The sequence below is a fragment of the Amycolatopsis sp. MEPSY49 genome, from assembly GCF_051337345.1.
GTDB lineage: Bacteria > Actinomycetota > Actinomycetes > Mycobacteriales > Pseudonocardiaceae > Amycolatopsis.
Genome location: NZ_JBDLYJ010000003.1, coordinates 567705 through 592927 on the forward strand (window position 1 = coordinate 567705; position 25223 = coordinate 592927).

2 protein-coding genes (1 of these 2 only partly in view) are annotated in these 25223 nt (G+C 74.3%); both read left to right on the forward strand.

All coding sequences use genetic code 11. From position 1 onward, the window contains the following. Entirely contained in the window at positions 1 to 24258 is a 24258-nt protein-coding gene (locus ABFJ78_RS17105) for a type I polyketide synthase (RefSeq protein WP_436387328.1), read from the forward strand. After that, positions 24255 to 25223 carry the beginning of a type I polyketide synthase gene (locus ABFJ78_RS17110; protein ID WP_436387329.1) on the forward strand. Its footprint extends 7830 nt past the window's final position, so only the first 969 of its 8799 coding nucleotides appear in the window; the start codon lies at positions 24255 to 24257; its stop codon lies beyond the right edge, outside the window. Before ABFJ78_RS17105 ends, ABFJ78_RS17110 begins: the two co-directional genes overlap by 4 nt.

Genomic DNA, 25223 nt, shown 5'->3' on the forward strand with positions numbered 1-25223 from the left:
GTGAACGAAGAGAAGCTCCGGGACTACCTGAAGTGGGTCACGACCGACCTCGCCGAAACCCGGCAACGCCTCCAGGACCTCGAGGCGGGGGAGCGGGAGCCCATCGCGATCGTGGCGATGGGCTGCCGGTTCCCGGGCGGCGTGACCTCCCCGGAGGAGCTTTGGGACCTCGTCGAGAGCGGCGCCGACGCGATGACGCCGTTCCCGGCCGACCGCGGCTGGGACGTCACCGGCGGCGACTACGCGCGCACGGGCGGGTTCGTCGACACCGCCACGACGTTCGACCCGGCGTTCTTCGGGATCAGCCCGCGCGAGGCGCTCGCCACCGACCCGCAGCAGCGGCTGCTGCTCGAAGTGTCCTGGGAGGTCTTCGAACGCGCGGGCATCGACCCCGGCTCGCTGGCCGGGACTTCGGCCGGTGTCTTCGTCGGCTCGACGCCGTCCGGGTACGGCCTGGGCAGCGAGACCGGCGAGGTCGCCGGGCACCTGCTCACCGGCAACGCGGGCAGCGTCCTGTCCGGCCGGCTCGCCTACAGCTACGGCCTGGAGGGGCCCGCGGTCACCGTCGACACGGCGTGCTCGTCCGCGCTGGTCGCCCTGCACCTCGCCTGCCAGGCCCTGCGCAAGCGGGAGTGCTCCCTTGCCCTGGCCGGCGGCGCGACGATCATGTCGACCCCGGCGGTCTTCCTGGAGTTCGCCCGCCAGGGTGGGCTGGCCGGCGACGGCCGCTGCAAGCCGTTCGCCGAAGCCGCCGACGGCACCGGCTGGGGCGAGGGCGTCGGCCTGCTGCTGCTCGAGCGTCTTTCCGACGCGCGGCGCCGCAACCACCCGGTGCTCGCCGTCGTCGAGGGCTCGGCCGTCAACTCCGACGGCGCGTCCAACGGCCTCACCGCGCCGAACGGTCCCTCGCAGCAGCGGGTGATCCGCGCGGCGCTGGCCGCCGCCGGGCTGTCGCCGTCCGATGTGGACGTCGTCGAGGCGCACGGCACCGGCACCACCCTGGGCGACCCGATCGAGGCGCAGGCGCTGCTGGCCACCTACGGGCAGCACCGTCCGGCGGACCGGCCGCTGCGCGTCGGCGCGGTGAAGTCCAACATCGGGCACACCCAGGCCGCCTCCGGCGCGGCCGGCGTCATCAAGATGGTCCTCGCCCTGCGGCACGGGCACCTCCCGCCCACCCTGCACCTGGACGAGCCGTCGTCCCACGTGGACTGGTCGGCCGGCGCCGTCGAGCTGCTGGGCGAGCCGATGCCGTGGCCGGAGCGCGACGCACCCCGCCGCGCCGGGGTGTCCGCGTTCGGCGTCAGCGGCACGAACGCCCACGTCCTGCTGTCGGAAGCACCCGCGGCCGAAGCGATCGAAGAGCCTCCAGCCGTCGAGGGGCCGCTGCCGTTCCTGGTTTCCGCGCGCGGTACGGCCGCCCTGCGGGAGCAGGCCGCGAGCCTCAAGTCTATTGTGGACGAAGCGGAACTGCGCGACCTCTCGTGGTCGCTGGCCACCGGCCGGGCGGCGCTTGACGACCGCGCGGTCGTCCTCGCCGACGGCCGGGACGAGCTGCTGCGCGGCCTCGACGCGCTCGCCTCGGACGGGGTCGCGCCCGGCTTGGTGCGCGGCACGGTCCGGCCCGGGAAGCTGGCCTTCCTCTTCACCGGCCAGGGTGCCCAGCGAGCCGGCATGGGCAGCGAGCTGAGCGCCCGGTTCCCGGTTTTCGCCGCCGCCTTCGACGAGGTGTGCGCGGAGTTCGACCGGCACCTCGACCGTCCACTGCGGACGGTGATCGAGTCGGGCGAGCACCTCGACGAGACGGCGTACACCCAGCCCGCGCTGTTCGCGGTCGAGGTGGCGCTGTGCCGGCTCGCCGAGTCGTGGGGGTACGTCCCGGACTACCTGCTCGGCCACTCGATCGGCGAGCTGGTCGCCGCGCACGTCGCCGGGGTCCTGTCGCTGGCCGACGCCTGCACGCTGGTCGCGGCCCGCGGGCGGCTGATGCAGGCCCTGCCCGCCGGCGGCGCGATGATCGCGGTCCAGGCGACCGAAGCCGAGATCGACCTGGTCGACGGGCTCTCGATCGCCGCCGTCAACGCTCCCGGTTCACTGGTCCTGTCGGGCGACGAGGACGTCGTGCTGGCCGCCGCCGAGCACTTCGCGGGGCTCGGCCGCAAGACCAAGCGCCTCGACGTCTCGCACGCGTTCCACTCCGCCCGCATGGACGGCATGCTCGCCGAGTTCCGGCAGGTCCTCGACGGTCTCACCTTCAACCCGCCGAAGATCGCGGTGGTCTCCAACGTCACCGGCGCCCTTGCCGACCGGCTGACCTCGCCCGACTACTGGGTCTCGCACGTCCGCGAGGCCGTGCGGTTCGCCGACGGCATCGGCTGGCTGCACGAAGCAGGCGTGACCGGGTTCCTGGAGATGGGTCCCGACGGCGCGCTGGCCGCGCTCGCCCAGGAGTGCCTGCCCGACGGCGTCGCGGTCGCCGCGCTGCTGCGCCGCGACCGCCCGGAGCCGTCGGCCGCGCTGACCGGGCTGGCCCGGCTGCACGTGGCCGGCCACGGACCCGACTGGTCGGCCGTCCTGCCCGGCGGCCGCCGGATCGACCTGCCGACGTACCGCTTCCAGCGTCAGCGTTATTGGCTGGAGCCGTCGCCCGCCACGGGAGCCGGCGACGACGCGTTCTGGTCCGCAGTGGACACCGGCACGCTCGCCGACGTGCTGAACCTGCCGGCGGACGCGGTCGGCGAACTGCTGCCCGCGCTGTCGGCCTACCGCGCCCAGCGGCAAGAGAAGTCCACTGTGGACGGCTGGCGGTACGGGATCGGCTGGACACCGGTGCCGACCGCGCCGGCCCCGCTCACCGGGACGTGGCTGGCCGTCGTGCCGGAGGGCTTCACGTCACCGGTGCTCGACGCCCTCGTGAGCCGCGGGTTCATACCCGTCACGCCCGACCGGCTGCCCGAGCACGCCGACGGTGTCCTTTCCCTGCTGGCCCTGGACGACGAGGCCTTGCCGCGCACCATCGAGCTGGTCCGCGGTGCGACCGCGCCCATCTGGGTCGCGACCCAGGGGGCGGTTTCCACCGGGCAGTCCGACCCGCTGCGGGCCCCCGAGCAGGCTCCGCTGTGGGGCCTCGGCCGGGTCGCCGCGCTCGAATACCCGCAGCTCTGGGGCGGTCTGGTCGACCTGCCCGCCGAGCTGGACGACCGCGCCCTCGACCGGCTCACAGCCGTCCTGACCTCGGGCGAGGACCAGGTGGCCTTGCGCGCTTCGGGTGTCTTCGGCCGTCGGCTGCGGCGGACCACCGGCCCGGCCGCCGAGCCGTGGTCACCGGCCGGAACCGTGCTGATCACCGGCGGCACCGGTGCGCTGGGCGCGGTCGTCGCGCGCACGCTCGCCGAAAGCGGCGCCGACCACCTCGTCCTGGTGGGCCGCCGCGGCCTCGACGCCCCGGGCGCGACGGCGCTGCGGGACGAGCTGACCGCCCTCGGCACCCGGGTCACCGTCGCCGCCTGCGACGTCGGCGACCGGGACGCCGTGGCCGGGCTCCTCGGCACGCTGCCCGACCTCGACGCCGTCATCCACACCGCCGGCGTCCTCGACGACGCCGTGCTCGACGGCGTCACCGCCGACCAGCTCGCGACCGTGTTCCGGCCCAAGCTCGACGCCGCCCGGCACCTCGACGAGCTGACCCGCGACCGCGCCCTGTCCGCGTTCGTCCTGTTCTCGTCGTTCGCGGGCAGTCTCGGCGCGGTCGGACAGGCCGCCTACGCCGCCGCGAACGCCGGGCTCGACGCACTGGCCGAGCAGCGTCGCGCCGCGGGGCTCCCCGCCACCGCGGTGGCCTGGGGCCCGTGGGGCGGCAGCGGCATGGCGGCCGACGACCTGGTCGCCGACCGGATGCGCCGCGGCGGCGTCCCGCCGATGGCGCCGCGCCTGGCCGTCGCCGCGCTGCGCCGCGCGATCGCCGGCGGGGAGCCGAACCCGATCGTCGCCGACGTCGACTGGGCGAAGTTCGTCCCCGGCTTCACCACCACCCGCCCCAGCCAGCTGCTCGGCGACCTGCCCGAGGCGCGGGACGCGATGAGCACCCCCGACGAGCAGCCCCTGGTCGCTCGGTTGGCGAATCTGTCCACAGAGGACCAGCAGACGCTCCTGCTGGACGTCGTCCGCGCCCAGGCCGCCGCCGTGCTCGGCTATCCCGGGCCGGAGGCGGTCGAGCCCGACCGGGCGTTCAAGGACCTCGGCGTCGACTCGCTGACCGCCGTCGAGCTGCGCAACGGCCTCGGCGCCGCGACCGGGCGCCCGCTGCCCGCGACGCTGGTGTTCGACTACCCGACCCCGGCCGCCGTCGCCACTTACCTGCGCGAAGAGCTGGCCGGAACGGCTGCGGCCCCGGTCGTCACGCGATCCGCCGTCGTCGAGGACGAGCCGGTCGCCATCGTGTCGATGGCCTGCCGCCTGCCCGGCGGCGTGCGCTCGCCCGAAGACCTGTGGGACCTCCTGGCCGGCGGCCGCGACGCCGTCACGACGTTCCCCGAAGACCGCGGCTGGCCGCTGGCCGACCTGTACCACCCGGACCGCGGCCACGAGGGCACCAGCTACACGCGCCACGGTGGCTTCCTCGACGGCGTGGCCGACTTCGACCCCGGCTTCTTCGGGATCTCGCCGCGCGAGGCCCTGGCGATGGACCCCCAGCAGCGGCTGCTGCTGGAGACGTCGTGGGAGACGTTCGAGCGCGCGGGCATCGACCCGTTGTCGCTGCGCGGTTCCCAGGTCGGTGTCTACATCGGAACCAACGGCCAGGACTACGCGGCGCTGCTGCGTGAGGCCGGCGAAGGCAGCTCGGACGGGCACGCCGGAACGGGGAACGCCGGCTCGGTCGTCTCGGGCCGGATCTCCTACGTCCTCGGCCTGGAAGGTCCCGCCGTCACCGTCGACACGGCGTGCTCGTCGTCGCTGGTGGCGCTGCACTGGGCCGCGCAGTCGCTGCGATCGGGCGAGTCCTCGATGGCGCTCGTCGGCGGCGTCACGGTGATGACGACGCCGGGCGCGTTCCTGGAGTTCAGCAAGCAGGGCGGCCTGGCCGAAGACGGCCGCTGCAAGGCTTTCGCCGACGGCGCGGACGGTACGGGCTGGGGCGAGGGCGTCGGTCTGCTGCTGGTCGAACGACTGTCCGACGCGCGCCGCAACGGCCACCCGGTGCTCGCGCTGGTGCGCGGCTCGGCAGTGAACCAGGATGGCGCGTCGAACGGCTTGACCGCACCCAACGGGCCTTCACAGCAGCGCGTGATCCGGGCGGCGCTGGCGAACGCGGGACTGGAACCGTCCGATGTGGACGTCGTCGAGGCGCACGGCACCGGCACGACGCTGGGCGATCCGATCGAGGCGCAGGCGCTCATCGCCGCCTACGGCCACGACCGCGCGCGGCCGCTGTGGCTGGGTTCGCTGAAGTCCAACATCGGGCACACGCAGGCGGCCGCGGGCGTCGCGGGGATCATCAAGATGGTCCTCGCGCTGGGGCACGGCCTGCTGCCGAAGACCCTGCACGTCGACCGGCCGTCGCGGCACATCGACTGGGACAGCGGCGCGGTGGCGCTGCTGACCGAGGCGCAGGACTGGCCGGAGGACGCCGGTCCGCGGCGCGCGGGCGTGTCGTCGTTCGGCGTCAGCGGCACGAACGCCCACGTGATCCTCGAGCAGTCGCCAGAGCGCCCCAATGTGGCCTTGGTTGCGTCTGACGCACCCAAGGCGGCCTTCGGTGCGTCAGACGCACCGAAGGCCACATTGGGGCGCTTGGTGCCGTGGGTGCTGTCCGGCCGGTCGGAGGCCGCGCTGCGGGATGCCGCCCGCGACCTGCTGACGCTGCCGGACAGCGAGATCGCGGACGTGGCCGCCGGGCTGGCCGGGCGGGCCGCGTTCGAACACCGGGCCGTCGTGCTCGGCGCGGACTTCGCCGAACTCGCGACCGGCTTGGAAGCCCTCGCGGCCGGCGAGACATCGGCCAACCTGGTCCAAGGGGTCCAAGCCGCCGGCAAGTCGGCATTCCTGTTCTCGGGCCAGGGCTCGCAGCGCGTTGGCATGGGGGCGGAGCTGTACGCGCGCTTCCCGGTGTTCGCCGATGCCTTCGACGCGGTCTGCGCACTGGTGGACTCCGCGCTGGACCGCCCGCTGCGGGAGGTCGTCTTCGGCGACGCTTCGCTCTTGGACGAGACCGGCTACACCCAGCCCGCGTTGTTCGCGGTCGAGGTGGCGTTGTTCCGGCTGCTGGAATCGTGGGGTGTCCGGCCGGACTACGTCGCCGGCCACTCGATCGGTGAACTGACGGCCGCGCACGTCGCCGGAGTGTTGTCCCTCGAGGACGCCTGCCGGCTCGTGTCGGCACGAGCGGGCCTGATGCAGGCGCTGCCCGCCGAGGGCGCGATGCTGGCCGTCCAGGCCACCGAGGACGAGGTCGCCGCCGTCCTGAGCGAAGGCGCGGGCTTCGCCGCCGTCAACGGCCCACAAGCGATAGTGGTCTCGGGCCAGGTCGAAGCCGTCGAGACGATCGAGCGGCACTTCGCCGAACTGGGGCGCAAGGTCCGGCGGCTGGCGGTGTCGCACGCGTTCCACTCGGCGCTGATGGACCCGATGCTGGACGCGTTCGCGGCGGTCGCCGACGGCCTCACCTTCCACGCGCCGAAGATCCCGCTGGTGTCCACTGTGTCCGGTCGGCTGGCCGGCGACGAGATCCTGACGCCGGTGTACTGGGTACGTCAGGTCCGCGAGCCGGTGCGGTTCGCCGACGCCGTCGGCGCGCTGGCCGGGCTGGGCGTGACCGGCTGCGTCGAGCTGGGCCCGGACGGGGTGCTCGCCGCGCTGGCGCAGGAGATCCTGCCCGCGACGGCGACGCTGCGCAAGGATCGGCCCGAGGAGCGGACGCTGCTCGCCGCGCTGGCCCTCCTCCACGTCGTCGGCCGCGGGCCGGACTGGGCCGCGGTGGTGCCGCCGGCGCGGTTCGTCGTGCTGCCCACGTACCCGTTCCAGCGCGAGCGTTACTGGCCGCGCGTCACGAAGGCCGCGCCCGCACCGGACGCCGGGTTCTGGACGGCGGTCGAGCGCGCCGACCTGACCGCGCTGTCGTCCACTCTGGACGCCGCGGAACTGGCCACTCTGGAGACGGCGTTGCCGCTGCTCGCCCGGTGGCACGGCGAGATGTCCACTGTGGACAACTGGCGGTACGCCGTGAACTGGCGCCCGCTTTCCGGGACCGCCGGAGGAGCGCCGGGCACCTGGCTGCTGGTCCTCCCGGAGCACGGCGTCGAGCCGGAGTTCCTCGACGCGCTGACCGCGGGCCTCGACTGCGTTCCCGTGCGCCTGGCCGAATTGCCTGACGGCGACTTCGCGGGTGTGCTGTCCCTGCTGGCCTTCGACGAGCGCCCGACGCCGGAGGGGATCCCGGCCGGCCTCGCCGCGACCCTGGAACTCGTGCAGGCGCTCGGCGACAGCGCGCCGCTGTGGTGCGTCACTTCGGGCGCGGTTTCGGTCGGTCGCGCCGACCCGGTGCGCAGCGCGGCCCAGGCGGCGCTCTGGGGTTTCGGCCGCACCGCGGCGCTCGAACACGCCGGCCGCTGGGGCGGTCTGGTCGACTTGCCGGAGGTCCTCGACAACCGCGCGGTCGCCCGGCTCGCGGGCCTGCTCGGCGGCCCCGAGGACCAGGTCGCCGTCCGCGAATCCGCCGTCTTCGCCGCGCGCCTGGACCGGGCGCCGGCCGCGGCGGACCGCTCGTGGCGGCCCAGCGGGACCGTGCTGATCACCGGCGGGACCGGCGCGCTCGGCGCCGAAGTCGCCCGCTGGCTGGCCCGCGCCGGTGCCGACCACCTCGTCCTCACCTCCCGCCGCGGCCTCGACGCCGCCGGTGCGCCGGAACTGCGTGACGAACTGACCGCCCTGGGCGTCACCGTGACCGTCGCGGCCTGCGACGTCACCGATCGCGAAGCCCTCGCCGACCTCATAGGCGGCCTCGACGGGCTGCGGGCCGTCGTGCACGCTGCCGGGGTCGCCCAGTCCGCGCCCCTCGCCGATCTCACTCCGGCCGAATTCGCCCGGTTCACCGCCGCCAAGCTCACCGGCGCCGCGAACCTCGACGCCGTGCTCGGCGACCGTGAGCTGGACGCGTTCGTGCTGTTCTCCTCCATCGCCGGCGTCTGGGGCAGCGGCGGCCAAAGCGCTTACGCCGCGGCGAACGCCTACCTCGACGGCCTCGCCCACCGGCGCCGCGCGGCGGGGCTGGCCGCGACGTCGGTGGCCTGGGGCCCGTGGGCGGGCGGCGGCATGCTCGCCGACGAAGGCGCGGAAGACCACCTGCGCCGCCGCGGCCTGCGGGCCTTGGCGCCGGACCTGGCGATCACCGCGCTGCGGCAAGCTCTCGACGCCGGCGACACCGCCGTGACCGTCGCCGACGTCGACTGGGCGCGGTTCGCTCCCGGCTTCACCGCGGTCCGCGCCAGCGCCCTGCTCGGCGACCTGCCCGAGGTCCGCGCCGCGCTCGACGTCCCGGTCGAGGAGACCCGGCGCCGGGCGCTGTCCGCCGACGAGCTGCTGGACCTCGTCCAGCGCGAAGCCGCGGCCGCCCTCGGGCACGCCGATCCGGCGTCCGTGGCCGTGGACCGGCCCTTCCGCGACCTCGGCTTCGACTCCCTGACCGCCGTCGAGCTGCGCAACCGCCTGAGCACGGTCACCGGCGTCAAACTGCCGTCGACGCTCGTCTTCGACCACCCGTCGGCCACCGCCCTCACGGACTTCCTCGTCGCCGAGCTGTTCGGCGGCGACGAGGAAGTCCCGGCCCCACGCGTCGTGGACGTCGATGAGCCGATCGCGATCGTCGGCATGAGCTGCCGCCTGCCCGGCGGCATCGACTCGCCGGAGGAGCTGTGGCGGCTGCTGGCCGACGGCGGCGACGCCATCTCGGCCTGGCCCACCGACCGCGGCTGGGACGTCGAGGGCCTCTACGACCCCGACCCCGACGCCGAGGGCAAGAGCTACTCCCGCGACGGCGGCTTCCTCGCCGGCGCCGGCGAGTTCGACGCCGCCTTCTTCGAGATGAGCCCGCGCGAGGCCCTGGCCACCGACCCGCAGCAGCGGCTGCTGCTCGAAAGCTCTTGGGAGGCCTTGGAACGGGCAGGCATCGACCCGCGGTCCCTCGCCGGGACCAGCTCCGGCGTGTTCGTCGGCGCGGGCGTCTCCGGCTACGCCGCCGGACTGCGCGTGGCTCCCGAAGGCCTCGGCGGGCACCTGCTCACCGGCAACGCGGGCAGTGTCCTTTCCGGACGGATCGCCTACCACCTCGGCGTCGAGGGGCCGGCCGTCACGCTGGACACCGCGTGTTCGTCCTCGCTGGTCGCGCTGCACCTCGCCGCCCGCTCCCTGCGCTCGGGCGAGTGCTCCCTGGCCCTGGCCGGCGGTGTCGCGGTGATGGCCAACCCCGCCGCGTTCGTCGAGTTCAGCCGGCAACGCGGTCTCGCACCGGATGGCCGCTGCAAGGCCTACTCCGACGACGCCGACGGCACCGGCTGGTCCGAAGGCGCCGGCATGCTCGTGCTGGAACGGCTTTCCGACGCCCAGCGGCTCGGACACCCCGTGCTGGCCGTGGTGCGCGGCTCCGCGGTGAACTCCGACGGCGCGTCCAACGGCCTGACCGCCCCGAACGGCCCCTCGCAGCAGCGGGTGATCCGGGCCGCGCTCGCCGATGCCGGTCTCACAGCGTCCGATGTGGACGCTGTCGAGGGCCACGGCACCGGCACCCGGCTCGGCGACCCGATCGAGGCGCACGCCCTGCTGGCCACCTACGGCCGCGACCGCGAACGTCCGTTGTGGCTCGGCTCGCTGAAGTCCAACCTCGGGCACACGCAGGCCGCGGCCGGTGTCGCCGGGGTGATCAAGATGGTGCTCGCCCTCCAGCGCGAGCTGCTCCCGAAGACCCTGCACGCCGGACAGCCGTCGTCCGAAGTGGACTGGACAACGGGTAGCGTCTCGCTGCTCACCGAGCCGGTGCCGTGGCAGGCCAACGGACATCCGCGCCGCGCCGGCGTCTCCGCGTTCGGCGTCAGCGGCACGAACGCGCACGTCATCATCGAAGAGGCGCCCGCGCCCGAACCCGAGCTGCCGCGACCGCGGCGGACCGGGCTCGTGCCGGTGGCGCTGTCCGGCCGGTCGGCGGCGGCGCTGCGGGCGCAGGCCGCCCGGCTCCTCGACCACCCCGCCGGTGACGTCGGCGACCTGGCCTGGTCGCTGGCGGCGACCCGGCCGGCCTTCGAACACCGCGCCGTCGTGCTGGCGGAAGACGCGGCCGAACTCCGGGCCGGGCTCGCGGCGCTGGCGGAAGGCACCAAGTCAGCCGGGGTGGTGCGCGGGACGGCCGCGAAGGGCCGGACGGCGTTCCTGTTCACCGGACAGGGCGCGCAGCGGGCCGGCATGGGCGGCGAGCTGTACCGCGAGTACCCGGTGTTCGCCGAAGCTTTCGACGCGGTGTGCGCGCACTTCGACGGTTCGCTGCGGTCGGCGATCGCGTCGGGGGAGCGGCTCGACGAGACGGCGTACACCCAGCCCGCGCTGTTCGCGGTCGAGGTCGCGCTGTTCCGGCTCCTCGAAAACTGGGGCGTCCGGCCCGACTTCGTGGGCGGCCACTCGATCGGCGAACTCGCCGCGGCGCACGTCGCCGGCGTGCTGTCCCTCGAGGACGCGTGCGCGCTCGTCGCCGCTCGCGCGCGGCTGATGCAGGGGCTGCCCGAGGGCGGCGCGATGGTGGCCGTCGCGGCCACCGAAGACGAGGTCACGCCGCTGCTGACCGACCGCGTGTCGCTGGCCGCGGTCAACGGGCCGTCGTCGGTCGTGCTTTCCGGTGACGAAGACGCCGTGCTGGCCGTCGCCGCGACGTTCGAAAAGACCCGGCGCCTGCGGGTGAGCCACGCGTTCCACTCGGCCCGGATGGACGGCATGCTCGCGGACTTCCGCGCGGTGGCGGCCGGGCTGACCTACCACGAGCCGGCGATCCCGGTGCTGTCGAACGTCACCGGCGCGGTGGCCGACGGGCTGACCGACCCGGAGTACTGGGTGCGGCAGGTCCGGGCCACGGTCCGGTTCGCCGACGGCGTCCGCACACTGACCGGCCGCGGTGTGACGCGGTTCCTGGAGCTGGGCCCGGCGGGGGTCCTCTCGGCGATGGTCGCGGAGTCCGTGGAAGGGATCGCCGTGCCGGCGCTGCGGGCCGACCGCCCCGAGGCCCGCACGCTGCTCTCGGCGCTGGCCGAGCTGCAGGTCGACGGCGGCGGCGTGGACTGGGCCCGGGTCGTCGGCGACGGCTCGCGCGTCGAGCTGCCGACGTACCCGTTCCAGCGCGAGCGGTACTGGCTGGAAGTGCCGGACGTCGACGGTGACCCGGCGTCGCTCGGCCAGTCCGGCGCGTCGCACGGCTTGCTGGGTGCGGCCGTGGAGCTGGCCGGCGCGGACGGCGTCGTGCTGACCGGGCGGCTTTCGGTCGATACCGCGCCCTGGCTGGGCGAGCACCGGGTGAACGGCGAAATCCTGTTCCCGGGCGCCGGATTCGTGGAGCTGGCCCTGCGCGCGGCCGACGAGGTGGGCTGCGACCAGGTCGAGGAGCTGATCCTGGAGGCCCCGCTGGTCCTGCCCGAGCACGGTGGCGTACCGGTGCAGGTCCGCGTCGAAGCCGCGGACGGATCACGGCGGGCGTTCGGCATCTACACCCGCGGCGACGACTGGGTCCGGCACGCCTCCGGAACGCTCGCTATAGGACTATCTACTTCGGACGTCTTGACCCAGTGGCCGCCCGCGGATGCGTTGCCGGTCGAGGACTTCTACCAGCGCCGGGCTGAGGCCGGGTTCGCCTACGGGCCGACGTTCCAGGGGTTGCGGGCCGCGTACCGCGACGGCGACGACGTGTTCGCCGAGGTCGCCTTGCCCGCCGGTACCGCTACGGCGGAGTGGGGGCTGCACCCGGCGCTCCTGGACGCGGCCCTGCACGCGCTGGCGTTCGCCGGCTTCTCGGACGAGCTGCCGTTCTCGTGCTCGGGCGTCAGCCTGCACGCGACCGGCGCGACCGAGCTGCGCGTCCGGTTGCGCCGGACGGGAAGCGCGATCCAGCTGACGTTGGCCGACTCGACCGGCGGGCTCGTGGCCGTGGCCGAGTCGGTGGTCATGCGCCCGGCGACCAAGCCGGCGCCGGCCGTCACGCACCACCGCGTCGAGTGGGTCGTGAGCGAGAAACAGTGTTCCAACCCTGTTTCACACTCACGACCGGCGGCGGCGATCGGTGACCTCGGGCTGGAGGAGCTACCCACTTACCGGGAGTTCGCCGAGCTGGCTGCCGCCGGTGAGGTGCCCGAGGTCGTCTTCGCGTCCTGCCGTCCCGACGACACCGACGACCTCACCTGGGCCGTCTGGGCTTCGGCGCAGCGGGCATTGGCGCTGGTCACGGCCTGGCTGGCCGACCCCCGGTTCGCCGGTTCGCGGCTGGTGTTCGTCACCCGCGGCGCGGTCGCCGTGACCGCCGGCGAGGTGCCGGACGTGGTGGAAGCCGCCGTCTGGGGTGCCGTCGAGCCAGTGCTGGCGCAGCACCCCGGCCGGTTCGCCCTCGTCGACGGCGTGCCCGTCGAGCCGGCCGCGGATCGGCTCGCGGTCCGCGACGGAGTCGTTTACGAACCACGGACCGCCGTCGTCACACCGGACGCGTGGAAGCCCGAGGGGACAGTGGTGCTCACCGGGGCCTCCGGCGAACTGGGCGCCGCCGTCGCGCGGCACCTCGTCGAGGACCGGGGTGTCCAGCGGCTCGTCGTACTCGGTGACGCGGATCTGCCGGAGGTGGTGGCTTGCGACCCCGCCGACCGGTACGAACTGGCGCGGGCGCTCCGAGACGTCCCGGACGTCACCACGGCCGTCCACATCGGACTCGCGGACGGCGTGGCCGACCTGCGCGACCGCGCCGACATCGCCTTCAACCTCGCCGAGCTGGACGTCGACCTCGTGGTCCTGACCGCCGCGGGCGGCGAGGGATTGGCCGCGGCGCAGACCGCGGTGCTCGAAGCCGTCGCGCACAGTGCGCTCGCGTACCGTCCCGGTGAGACGTTCGACCTGCTGGGCACCAGGGGCGCGCTCCGCGTCGTCGAAAACGTCCCGGCAAAGGTCAAGACCCGCCGGGTGGTCGCCCAGGTGGCCGACGCGGGCAACGCGCTGCACCAGAAGCTCGCCCGGCTGCCCGAGACCGACCGGCACCGGGCGCTGCTCGACATCGTCCGGACCGAAGCCGCACTCGTCCTCGGCCACGCCGGGCCCGAGGCGGTCGGCGCGGACCGCGCGTTCAAGGAACTCGGCGTCGACTCGCTGACCGCCGTCCAGCTGCGCACCGCGCTGAACACCGCGACCGGCCTGCGCCTGCCCGCGACCTCGGTCTTCGACCACCCGACTCCCACCGCATTGGCGAAGGCCCTGCACGCCGAGCTGTTCGGCGCGGAGGAAGAGCAGACCGAGGCCGTCACCCGGGTCGACGAGCCGATCGCGATCGTCGGCATGGCCTGCCGCTACCCCGGCGGCATCGCCGACCCCGACGACCTCTGGCGGCTGGTCGCCGAGGGCGGCGACGCGATCTCGCCGTTCCCGACCGACCGTGGCTGGGACCTCGAAGCCCTCTACGACACCGACCCCGACGCACCGGGCACCTGCTACGCCCGCGAAGGCGGTTTCCTGCACGACGCCGGCGCGTTCGACCCCGGCTTCTTCGGGATCAGCCCGCGCGAGGCCGTCGCGATGGACCCGCAGCACCGCTTGCTCCTCGAAGTGTCCTGGGAGTCGATGGAACGCGCCGGGATCGACCCGGCCACACTGCGCGGCAGCCGCACCGGCGTCTTCGCCGGCATCACCTACCAGGACTACGGCGGCCTGCTCGGCGCCGCGACCGACAGCTTCGAGGGGTTCCTCGGCACCGGCAACTCGCCGAGCGTGCTGTCCGGCCGCGTCGCCTACACCTTCGGCCTGGAAGGCCCCGCGGTCTCGATCGACACCGCGTGCTCGTCCTCGCTGGTCGCGATCCACTGGGCCTGCCAGTCCCTGCGCGACGGCGACTGCACGCTGGCTCTCGCCGGCGGCGTCACGGTCATGTCCACCCCGGTCTCCCTGGTCGAGTTCAGCCGCCAACGCGCGCTCGCTGCGGACGGCCGCAGCAAGCCGTTCTCGGCCGACGCCGACGGCGCCAGCTGGGCCGAGGGCGCCGGGATGCTGATGCTGGAACGGCTTTCCGACGCCGAGCGCAACGGCCACCGCGTCCTCGCGGTGATCAAGGGCTCCGCGATCAACTCCGACGGCGCGTCCAACGGCCTCACCGCCCCGAACGGACCCTCGCAGCAGCGGGTGATCCGGCGGGCGCTCGCCAACGCGCGGCTCACACCGTCCGAAGTGGACGTCGTCGAGGCGCACGGCACCGGCACCAAGCTCGGCGACCCGATCGAGGCGCAGGCCATCATCGCCACCTACGGCCAGGACCGCGACCGGCCGGTGTACCTGGGGTCGTTCAAGTCCAACGTCGGGCACACGCAGGCGGCCTCCGGCGTCGGCGGCGTGATCAAGATGGTCCAGGCCATCCGGCACGGCGTGCTGCCGAAGACGCTGCACGCGGAAGTCCCGTCCCCGCACGTCGACTGGGACGCGGGCGAGGTGAGCCTGCTCACCGAGACCCGGCCGTGGCTCACCGACGGCCCGCGCCGGGCGGGAGTCTCGTCGTTCGGCATGAGCGGGACGAACGCGCACCTGATCCTGGAGCAGTCGCCAGAACGCCCCAATGTGGCCTTCGGTGCGTCAGACGCACCCAAGGCGGCCTTCGGTGCGTCTGACGCAACCAAGGCCACATTGGGGCGCTTGGGGCCGGTGCCGCTGCTCGTGTCCGGCCGGACCGCCGATGCGCTGCAGCAGCAGGCCGAGCGGCTGGCCACCACCTTGGCCACTTCCGACGTCGCGGATGTCGCGGTGTCGCTGGCCACCACCCGGTCGGCCTTCGAACACCGGGCCGTCGTCGTCGGTGCCGACCGGGACGCGCTGCTCGCCGGGCTGGCCGATCCCGCCGCGCGCGGGGTCGCCGGGACGCCCGGCAAGACCGTGTTCGTCTTCCCCGGCCAGGGCTCGCAGTGGGTCGGCATGGCGCTCGAACTCGCCGAGACCGCGCCGGTGTTCGCCGAGCGGCTCGCCGAGTGCGCGGCCGCGCTCGAACCGTTCGTCGGCTGGCGGCTGACCGACGTCCTCGGCGACGCCGAGGCCCTGACCAGGGTCGACGTCGTGCAGCCCGCCTGCTGGGCGGTCATGGTGTCGCTCGCCGCGCTGTGGGAGTCCTACGGCGTCCGCCCCGACGCCGTCGTCGGCCACTCCCAGGGCGAGATCGCCGCCGCCTGCGTCTCCGGTGGCCTATCCCTGGAAGACGGCGCGCGGGTCGTGGCCCTGCGCAGCCAGGTCATCCGGACGTCGCTGGCGGGCCGGGGCGCGATGGCGTCGGTGGCGCTGCCGGCCGACGACCTCGAGCTGCTGCCTGGCCTGTCCATCGCCGCGTTGAACGGCGCCGTCGCGGTCACCGTCTCCGGCGACCCGGAGCAGGTCGACGCCCTGCTGGCCCGCTGCGCGGCCGACGGCGTCCGCGCCCGCAAGGTCCAGGTCGACTACGCGTCGCACTCCGCGCACGTCGAGGCGATCGAGGCCGAGCTCCTCGACGTGCTGGCCCCGGTGGCTCCGCGAGAGGCGCGGATCCCGTTCTACTCGACCGTCACCGGCGACTGGCTCGACACGACCGAGCTGACCGCCGCGTACTGGTACCGGAACCTGCGGCAGCGCGTGCTCTTCGCGCCCGCCACCCTGGCACTCGGCGAACAGGGCTTCGACGTGTTCGTCGAGTCCAGCGCGCACCCCGTGCTGGGCACCGCGATCGCGGGGACCCTCGACGACGCCGTGGTCACCGGCTCGCTGCGCCGCGACGAAGGCGGGCTCGCCCGGTTCCTGACCTCGGCCGGCGAGCTGTGGGCGCGCGGCGTCGCCGTGGACTTCACGCCCGTGTTGACCGGGTCCATTGTGGACTTGCCGACGTACCCGTTCCAGCGGCAGCGCTACTGGCCGACGCTGCCCGGCCCGGCCGACGTCGCCGCGGCGTCCGACGCCGCTGACGCCGGGTTCTGGTCGGCCGTCGAACGCGACGACGCCGGCGAGCTGGCCAAGACGCTCGGGCTCGACGCGTCGGCCGTCGAAGGCGTGCTGCCCGCGCTGGCCGCGTACCGCAGGCAACGACGTGAAGAATCCACAGTGGACAATTGGCGTTACCGCGTCGGATGGCAGCCGGTCACTGTCGACTCGGCGCCACGCCTCGACGGCACGTGGCTCGTCGTGCGCCGTCCGGACGACGAGACCCCGCTTCCCCTGGAGCGCTTCGGCGCGGAGGTCGTCACAGTCGAGGTCGAGCCCGGGATCGCCCGGGCCGCCCTGGCCGAGCGGATCGCGGACGTCGACGCGGCGGGTATCGTGAACCTGCTGGGGACCGACGAGTCCTATCGCGGGCTCGTCGACACGCTGACCCTGATCCAGGCCGCCGGCGAGGCTCCCTTGTGGACGCTCACCCGCGGCGCGGTGTCGACCGGCAAGGCCGACGCGCTCCGCCAGCCGGCCCAGGCGCCGGTGTGGGGCCTCGGCCGCGTCGCCGCGCTCGAACACCCCGGCCGCTGGGGTGGGCTGCTCGACCTGCCCGCCGGCCTCGACGACCGCGCGATCGACCGGGTGGCCGCCGCGCTCACCGGCGACGAAGACCAGGTCGCCGTCCGCGCGTCCGGTGTCTTCGCCCGCCGCCTCCTGCGGTCGCCGTCGAGCGAGACCCCGCCGGCCCGCGAGTGGACGCCGGAAGGCACGGTCCTGATCACCGGCGGTACCGGTGGGCTGGGCGCCAAGGTCGCCCGCTGGCTGGCCGGCCGCGGCGCCGAGCACCTGGTGCTCACGAGCCGTCGTGGCGCGGACGCTCCCGGCGCTGCCGAACTGTGCGACGAACTCGCCGCGCTCGGTGCCCGTGCGACCGTCGTGGCCTGCGACGTCGCCGACCGCGAGGCGCTAGCCGCCGTGCTCACCGAACACCCGCCGACCGCTGTCGTCCACGCCGCCGGTGTCCTCGACGACGGCGTCCTGGACGCGCTCACCCCGGATCGCCTCACCGCGGTGCTCAAGCCCAAGGCGCTGGCCGCGTTCCACCTGCACGAGCTGACCCGCGACCTCGACCTGACGGCGTTCGTCTCCTTCGCCTCGACGGCCGGGGTCTGGGGTGGCCCCGGCCAGGGCAACTACGCCGCGGCCAACGCCTACCTCGACGCGCTCGCCGAGCACCGGCGCTCGCTCGGGCTGGCCGCGACGTCGATCTCGTGGGGCCCGTGGGCCGACACCGGGATGGCCGACGCCGCCGCTGTCGCCGAGCGCCAGCGCCTCGGCGGCATCCACGCGCTCGACCCGGAGCTGGCGATCGCGGCGCTGCAGCAGGCTCTCGACCACGGCGAGACGACGCTGACCGTGGCCGGTGTCGACTGGGCGCGGTACGTGCCGTCGTTCACCGCCGTCCGCCCGAGCCCGCTGCTGCTCGGCATCCCCGAGGCCCGCGCGGCGATGGAGACCGCGGCGGAGCACCCGCGGGGCCTGACCGAGCGCGACGTGCTGGCGTTCGTCCGCACCCAGGTCGCCGGCGTGCTCGGCTACGCCGGGCCGGGCGACGTCGAGCCGAACCGCGCGTTCACCGACCTCGGCTTCGACTCGCTGACCGCGGTCGACCTGCGCAACCGCCTGTCCGCGGCCACCGGGCTCAAGCTGCCGGCGACGCTCATCTTCGACTATCCGACGACGACCGCGCTGGTCGCCCATCTCAAGACCGAGCTGGGCGAACCGGCCGAGGCAGCGTCCACAGTGGACGTGTCGCCGAAGGCCGTCGAGGACGACCCGATCGCGATCGTCGCCATGGCCTGCCGGTTCCCCGGCGGGGTGCGATCGCCGGAGGACCTGTGGGCTCTCCTGTCCGGCGGCGAAGACGCGATCACCGACTTCCCGGACGACCGCGGCTGGGACCTCGACGCGCTCTACGACCCGGACCCCGACCACCAGGGCACGTCCTACACCCGCCGCGGCGGGTTCCTCGACGGCGCCAGCCGGTTCGACGCCGCGTTCTTCGGCATCAACCCGCGCGAGGCCCTGGCGATGGACCCGCAGCAGCGCCTGCTGCTCGAAACGGCGTGGGAAGCCGTCGAGCGCGCCGGGATCGACGCGGCGTCGCTGCGCGGCGGTCCGGTCGGCGTGTTCGCCGGCTCCAACGGGCAGGACTACACGCCGCTGCTCGCGCTCGGCGACGACGAGGGCGTCGAGGGCTACACCATGACCGGCAACGCGGGTTCCGTGGTGTCCGGCCGGATCTCCTACGCGCTCGGCCTGGAGGGCCCGGCCGTCACGGTCGACACGGCCTGCTCGTCGTCGTTGGTCGCGGTGCACCTCGCGGCGCGGGCGCTGAGGGCGGGGGAGTGCTCCCTCGCGCTGGCCGGCGGCGTCACGATCATGTCGACGCCGTCCGGGTTCATCCAGTTCAGCCGCCAGCGCGGGCTCGCGCTCGACGGCCGCTGCAAGGCGTTCTCCGACGACGCCGACGGCACCGGCTGGGGCGAAGGCGCCGGGATGGTGCTCCTCGAACGGCTTTCCGACGCGCGTCGCAACGGCCACCCCGTGCTCGCCCTCGTCCGCGGCAGCGCGGTCAACCAGGACGGCGCGTCGAACGGCCTGACCGCCCCCAACGGACCGTCGCAGCAGCGGGTGATCCGCGCGGCCCTGGCCGATGCCGGGCTCCGCGCGTCCGAAGTGGACGCCGTCGAGGCGCACGGCACCGGCACGGTGCTCGGCGACCCGATCGAGGCGCAGGCCGTCCTGGCCACGTACGGGCAGGACCGCGACCGGCCGCTGTGGCTCGGCTCGGTCAAGTCCAACATCGGGCACACCCAGGCCGCCGCGGGCGCGGCCGGGATCATGAAGATGGTCCTGGCGCTGGGCCACGACCTGCTGCCGAAGACCCTGCACGCCGACGTCCCGTCGTCCCATGTGGACTGGACTTCGGGGGACGTGCGGCTGCTGTCCGACGCCGTCGAGTGGACGCCGGACGGGCACCCGCGCCGGGCCGGGATCTCGTCGTTCGGCGTGAGCGGCACCAACGCGCACGTGATCGTCGAGCAGGCGCCCGAAGAGCCCGCTGTGGCCGAGCCGGCGTGGTCCGGCCCGGTGCCGTGGGTGCTGTCGGGCCGGTCCGAAGCCGCACTGCGGGCGCAGGCAGCACAGCTCGCCGAACAGCTCGACGAAGGAGCGCGGCCGGCCGACGTCGGCTGGTCCCTGGCCACCGGACGGTCGGCGTTCGAGCACCGCGCGGTGGTGGTCGGCACCGAGACCGAAGAACTGCTGCGGGGTCTGCGCGCCCTCGTCGACGGGCCTCTCCCGGTCCCGGTGAGCGAAGGCCGGATCGGCTTCCTCTTCACCGGACAGGGTGCCCAGCGGCTCGGCATGGGCCGCGAGCTGCACGACGAATACCCCGTCTACGCCGAAGCGTTCGACGCGGTGTGCGCGCACTTCGACACCGAGCTGGACCGGCCGCTGCGAGACGTCGTCTTCGGCGACGAGGACCTGCTGAACGAGACCGGCTACACCCAGCCCGCGCTGTTCGCGGTCGAGGTCGCGCTGTTCCGGCTGCTGGAGTCGTGGGGCGTGCGCCCCGAGTACCTGGCCGGGCACTCGATCGGTGAGCTGGCCGCCGCGCACGTTGCCGGGGTGTTTTCACTTGCGGACGCGTGCCGGCTGGTCGCCGCCCGTGGCCGGCTGATGCAGGCATTGCCGCGCGGAGGCGGGATGCTGGCCGTGTCGGCCACCGAAGACGAGGTCACCCCGCTGCTCACGGACACGGTGAGCATCGCCGCGATCAACGGGCCGACGTCCATTGTGGTCTCCGGCGAAGTCGACGACCTCGACGGGATCGAGCGGCACTTCACCGCACTGGGCCGCAAGACCAAGCGGCTCACGGTCTCCCACGCGTTCCACTCGCCGTCGATGGATCCGATGCTGGCCGAGTTCGCGAAGGTGGCCGAGCGGATCACCTACGCCGAACCGACTCTGCCGATCGTGTCCACAGTGACCGGTGCGGTCGCGTCCGTGGTCACGCCGGAGTACTGGGTGAGCCAGGTGCGGGCGGCCGTGCGGTTCGCCGACGCCGTCACGACCTTGCAGGGCCTGGGCGTCAACCGGTTCGTCGAGATCGGGCCGGACGCCGTCCTCACGCCGATGGTCGACGCGGCCGTGGCGGTGGCCACCCTGCGCGCGGGCCGCGACGAGCGGGTCACCGTGCTGGCCGCCGTCGGTGAGCTGCACGTCCACGGGCAGAGTCCCGATTGGACGGCGGTGTTCGCGGGCACTGGTGCCCGCCGGGTCGACTTGCCGACGTACGCGTTCCAGTACCAGCGGTTCTGGCCGCACCTGACCGGGCTTCCGGTCGGTGACGTCACCGCCGCCGGCCTCACCGCGGTCGACCACCCGCTCCTCGGCGCGGCCGTCTCCGTGGCCGGCTCCGAGGAGGTGCTGTTCACCAGCCGGCTCGCGCTGTCCACCCACCCGTGGCTGGCCGGGCACGAGGTCATGGGGCAGGTGCTGCTGCCGGGCACGGCGTTCCTCGAGCTGGCCGTCCGGGCCGGCGACCAGGCCGGCTGCGCCCGTGTGGAGGAGCTGACGCTCGCCGCGCCGCTGGTACTGCCCGAGCGCGGCGGCGTCCAGCTGCAGTGCTCGGTGGGCGCGCCTGGCGACGACGGAACCCGGACTTTCACGGCGCACTCCCGGGTCGAGGGCACCGACGACTGGGTCCTGCACGCCACCGGCCTGCTCGCCGTCGACGCCGGTGAACCGGGCGGACGGCTGACCGAGTGGCCGCCCGAGAAGGCGGAACCCCTTGCCGTGGAAGACTTCTACGACACCTATGCGGCCGGCGGGTTCGCCTACGGGGACGCCTTCCGCGGCCTGACCGCCGCGTGGCGTCACGGCGACGACGTCTACGCCGAGATCGCGTTGCCCGAACCGGCCCGCGAAGACGCGCGGCGCTTCGGGCTGCACCCGGCGTTGCTCGACGCCGCCCTGCAGGCCCTGCTTTACCTTCCGCTGAAAGGGGCCGGGCAGAGCCGGCTCCCGTTCTCCTGGTCGGACGTCACCCTGCACGCGTCCGGCGCCGCCGCGCTGCGCGTCCGCCTGAGCCTGGCCGGGCCGGACGCCCTGGCCCTGACCATCGCCGACGCTGCGGGCAACCCGGTCGCCACCGTGGGTTCGCTGGCCATGCGCCAGGTCTCGGCCGAACTGCTGGCCGAGCCGCGGCGGCTGCACGACTCGCTGTTCCAAGTGGACTGGGTCCCGCTGACCGGCGGGTCCGGACCGGACACCGCGACCTGGGCCGTCCTCGGCCCGGACCCGCACAAGCTCGGCGTCCAGCTCGGCACCGCCGGCCCTCTGACGTCCTATGTGGACATCGACGCGGTGATCGCCGAAGGTGGCACGCCACCCGAAGTGGTCTTCGCGCCGCTCGTGCCGGACCGTGCGACGGACCTGCCGGACGCGGTCCGTGCGGCCACCGGGCTCGTGTTGGCCACCGTGCAGCGGTGGCTGGCCGAGGACACCCTCGAGGCGGCAAAGCTGGTGTTCGTCACCTCGGGCGCGGTGGCCCACCGCGGCGAGGTGACCGACCTCGCCAACGCCGCGGTCTGGGGCCTGGTCCGCTCGGCCCAGGCCGAGAACCCCGGCCGGTTCGTGCTGGTGGACGTCGACGGCAAGGAAGCGTCGTACGGCGCGATCCCCGCCGCCCTCACCACCGGCGAGCCGCAACTGTCCCTTCGCGACGGTGAACCGCACGCGGCCCGACTGGTACGCGCGGAAACCGCGGGCGGGGTGCTCGCCGCGCCGGCGGACGGGCCGTGGCGGCTCGACGTCGTCGACAAGGGCACCCTCGAGAACCTGACGCTGCTGCCGTGCCCCGAGGTCGAGGGCCCACTGCCGGACGGGCACGTGCGGATCGCGGTCCGGGCGGCGGGCGTCAACTTCCGCGACGTCCTCAACGCGCTCGGCATGTACCCGGGCGAGGCCGGGCAGATGGGCCTGGAAGGCGCGGGCGTCGTCACCGAAGTCGGCCCGGGCGTCACCGGGCTCGCCGTGGGCGACCGGGTACTCGGCATGTTCCCCGGCGCGTTCGGCCCCCTGGCCGTCGCCGACCAGCGGCTGGTCGCTCGCGTCCCGGACGGCTGGTCGTTCGCCGAGGCGGCGTCCGTGCCGATCGTGTTCCTCACCGCCTACTACGCGCTGGTCGACCTCGGCGGTGTCCAGCCGGGGGAGACGGTGCTGGTCCACGCGGCCGCCGGCGGCGTCGGCATGGCCGCGGTCCAGCTCGCGAAGCACCTCGGCGCCGACGTGTTCGGCACCGCGGGCGCCGGCAAGTGGGCCGCCCTGCGCGACCACGGCCTCGCCGACGACCGGATCGCGTCCTCACGCACCCTCGACTTCGAGGAGCGGTTCCTCGCGGCCACCGAGGGCCGGGGCGTCGACGTCGTCCTCGACTCGCTGGCCGGGGAGTTCGTCGACGCGTCCCTGCGGCTGCTGCCGCGCGGCGGCCGGTTCCTGGAGATGGGCAAGACCGACGTCCGCGATCCCGCCGCCGTCGCCGCGGAACACCCGGGCGTCGCCTACCGGGCGTTCGACCTCATCGAAGCCGGGCCGGACCGGATCGCCGAGATGCTGCGGGAAGTCCTCGACCTGCTCGGGAAGGGCGCCCTGCGGCCGGTGCCGGTCACCGCGTGGGACGTCCACCGCGCCCCGGCCGCGTTCAAGCACCTCCAGCAGGCCAAGCACGTCGGCAAGGTCGTGCTGACCGTGCCCGCGCCGCTCGACCCCGCCGGCACGGTCCTGATCACCGGCGGCACCGGCGGCCTCGGCGGGCTGCTGGCCCGGCACCTCGTCACCGAGCACGGCGCGCGGCACCTGCTGCTCACCAGCCGCCGTGGCCTCGCGGCCGAGGGGGCGGCCGAGCTGCGGGACGAGCTGACCGGGCTGGGCGCGACCGTCACCGTGGCGGCGTGCGACGCGGCCGATCGCGACGCGCTGGCCGCGTTGCTGGCCGGGATTCCCGCCGAGCACCCGCTGCGCGCGGTCATGCACACCGCCGGCGTGCTCGACGACGGCGTCATCGGCTCCCTGGACGCGGCCCGCCTGGACAAGGTGCTGCGGCCCAAGGTCGACGCCGCCGTCCACCTCGACGAGCTGACCCGGCACGCCGACCTCACCGCGTTCGTGCTGTTCTCCGGGGCCGCCGGGCTGTTCGGCGGCGCCGGGCAGGCGAACTACGCGGCCGCGAACGCGTTCGTCGACGCCTTCGCCACGCACCGGCACGCCCTCGGGCTGCCCGCGGTGGCGCTCGCGTGGGGGCCGTGGTCGGCCGCCGCCGGCATGACCAGCGGGCTGACCGAGACGGACCTGAGCCGGATGGCCCGCGCGGGCTTGCTGCCACTGTCCGCCGAACTCGGCCTCGCCCTGCTCGACGCGGGCGTGGCTTCCGGCGCGGCGGCCGTGGTGCCGATGCGGGTCGACCCGGCCGCGCTGGCGTCGTCGGGCGCACCGCTCTTCCGGGAATTCGCCACGGCCCCGGCACGGCGGACGGTCGCCGCCGTCGCCGAGGCCGAACCGGTCGGGCTGGCCGAGCGGCTCGCCGCGACGCCGGTGGCGGACCGCGAGGACTTCCTGGTGGACCTGGTGTCCGGTCAGGTCGCCGCGGTGCTGGGCCACGCGTCCACAGTGGACATCGACCCGGCCAAGGCGTTCTCCGAGCTGGGCTTCGACTCGCTCACCGCGGTCGAGCTGCGCAACCGGCTCGGCGCGGTCGCCGGGAAGCGGCTGCCCGCGACGCTGGTGTTCGACTACCCGACGGTCCACGAGCTGGCCGGCTACCTGCTCGCCGAGATCGCACCGGCGGCACCGTCCGCGACCGGCGCCGTCGACGAGCTCCGCAGTTCCCTCGCCGCGCTGCCCGCGGGTTTCGAGGGCCGCGACGAGATCACCGAGCGGCTGCGGTCCCTCCTCGACTGGTGGACCGGCGAACCGCAACTGGACGACGAAGTGGCGGCGGCCTCCGCCGACGAGCTGTTCGACCTGATCGACAAGGAGTTCGGGGCGTGACCTCCGACAACGAGAAGAAGCTGCTCGACTACCTCAAGAAGGTCACCACCGACCTGCGCGCGGCGAACCAGCGGCTGCGCGAGGTGGAGGAGCGCGACGCCGAACCGGTCGCGGTGATCGGGATGGGCTGCCGGTTCCCCGGCGGTGTCCGCACCCCCGAACAGCTGTGGCAGCTGCTGGCCGACGGCGGCGACGGGATGGCGGGCTTCCCCGCCGACCGCGGCTGGCCGGCGGCGCTGTACTCCGGCGACGCCGGGCAGGCGGGCACCAGCTACGTCCGCGAGGGCGGGTTCGTCTACGACGCGGCCGAGTTCGACCCCGGCTTCTTCGGGATGAGCCCGCGCGAGGCGCTGGCCACCGACCCGCAGCAGCGGTTGCTGCTCGAAACGGCGTGGGAGACCGTCGAACGCGCCGGGATCGACCCGCTCTCCCTGCGCGGCACGCGGGCCGGGGTGTTCGTCGGTGGCACGTCGACCGGCTACGGCTCCGGCCTGACCGCGCTGCCCGACGGCGTCGAAGGGCACCTGCTCACCGGCAACTCGACCGCGGTGATCTCCGGCCGGGTCGCCTACCAGCTCGGGCTCAAGGGCCCGGCGGTCACGGTGGACACCGCGTGCTCGTCGTCGCTGGTCGCGTTGCACTGGGCCGCCCAATCCCTGCGACGCGGCGAGTGCTCGCTGGCGCTCGTCGGCGGCGTGACGGTGATGTCGACGCCGGGCATGTTCCTCGAGTTCAGCCGCCAGCGCGGGCTCGCGCCCGACGGGCGGTGCAAGCCGTTCGCGGCCGCGGCCGACGGCACCGGCTGGTCCGAGGGCGTCGGGCTCGTCCTGGTCGAGAAGCTGTCGGACGCGCTGGCCAACGGACACCCGGTGCTGGCCGTGGTCCGCGGTTCGGCGGTGAACTCCGACGGCGCGTCCAACGGCCTCACCGCGCCCAACGGCCCGGCCCAGCAGCAGGCCATCCGG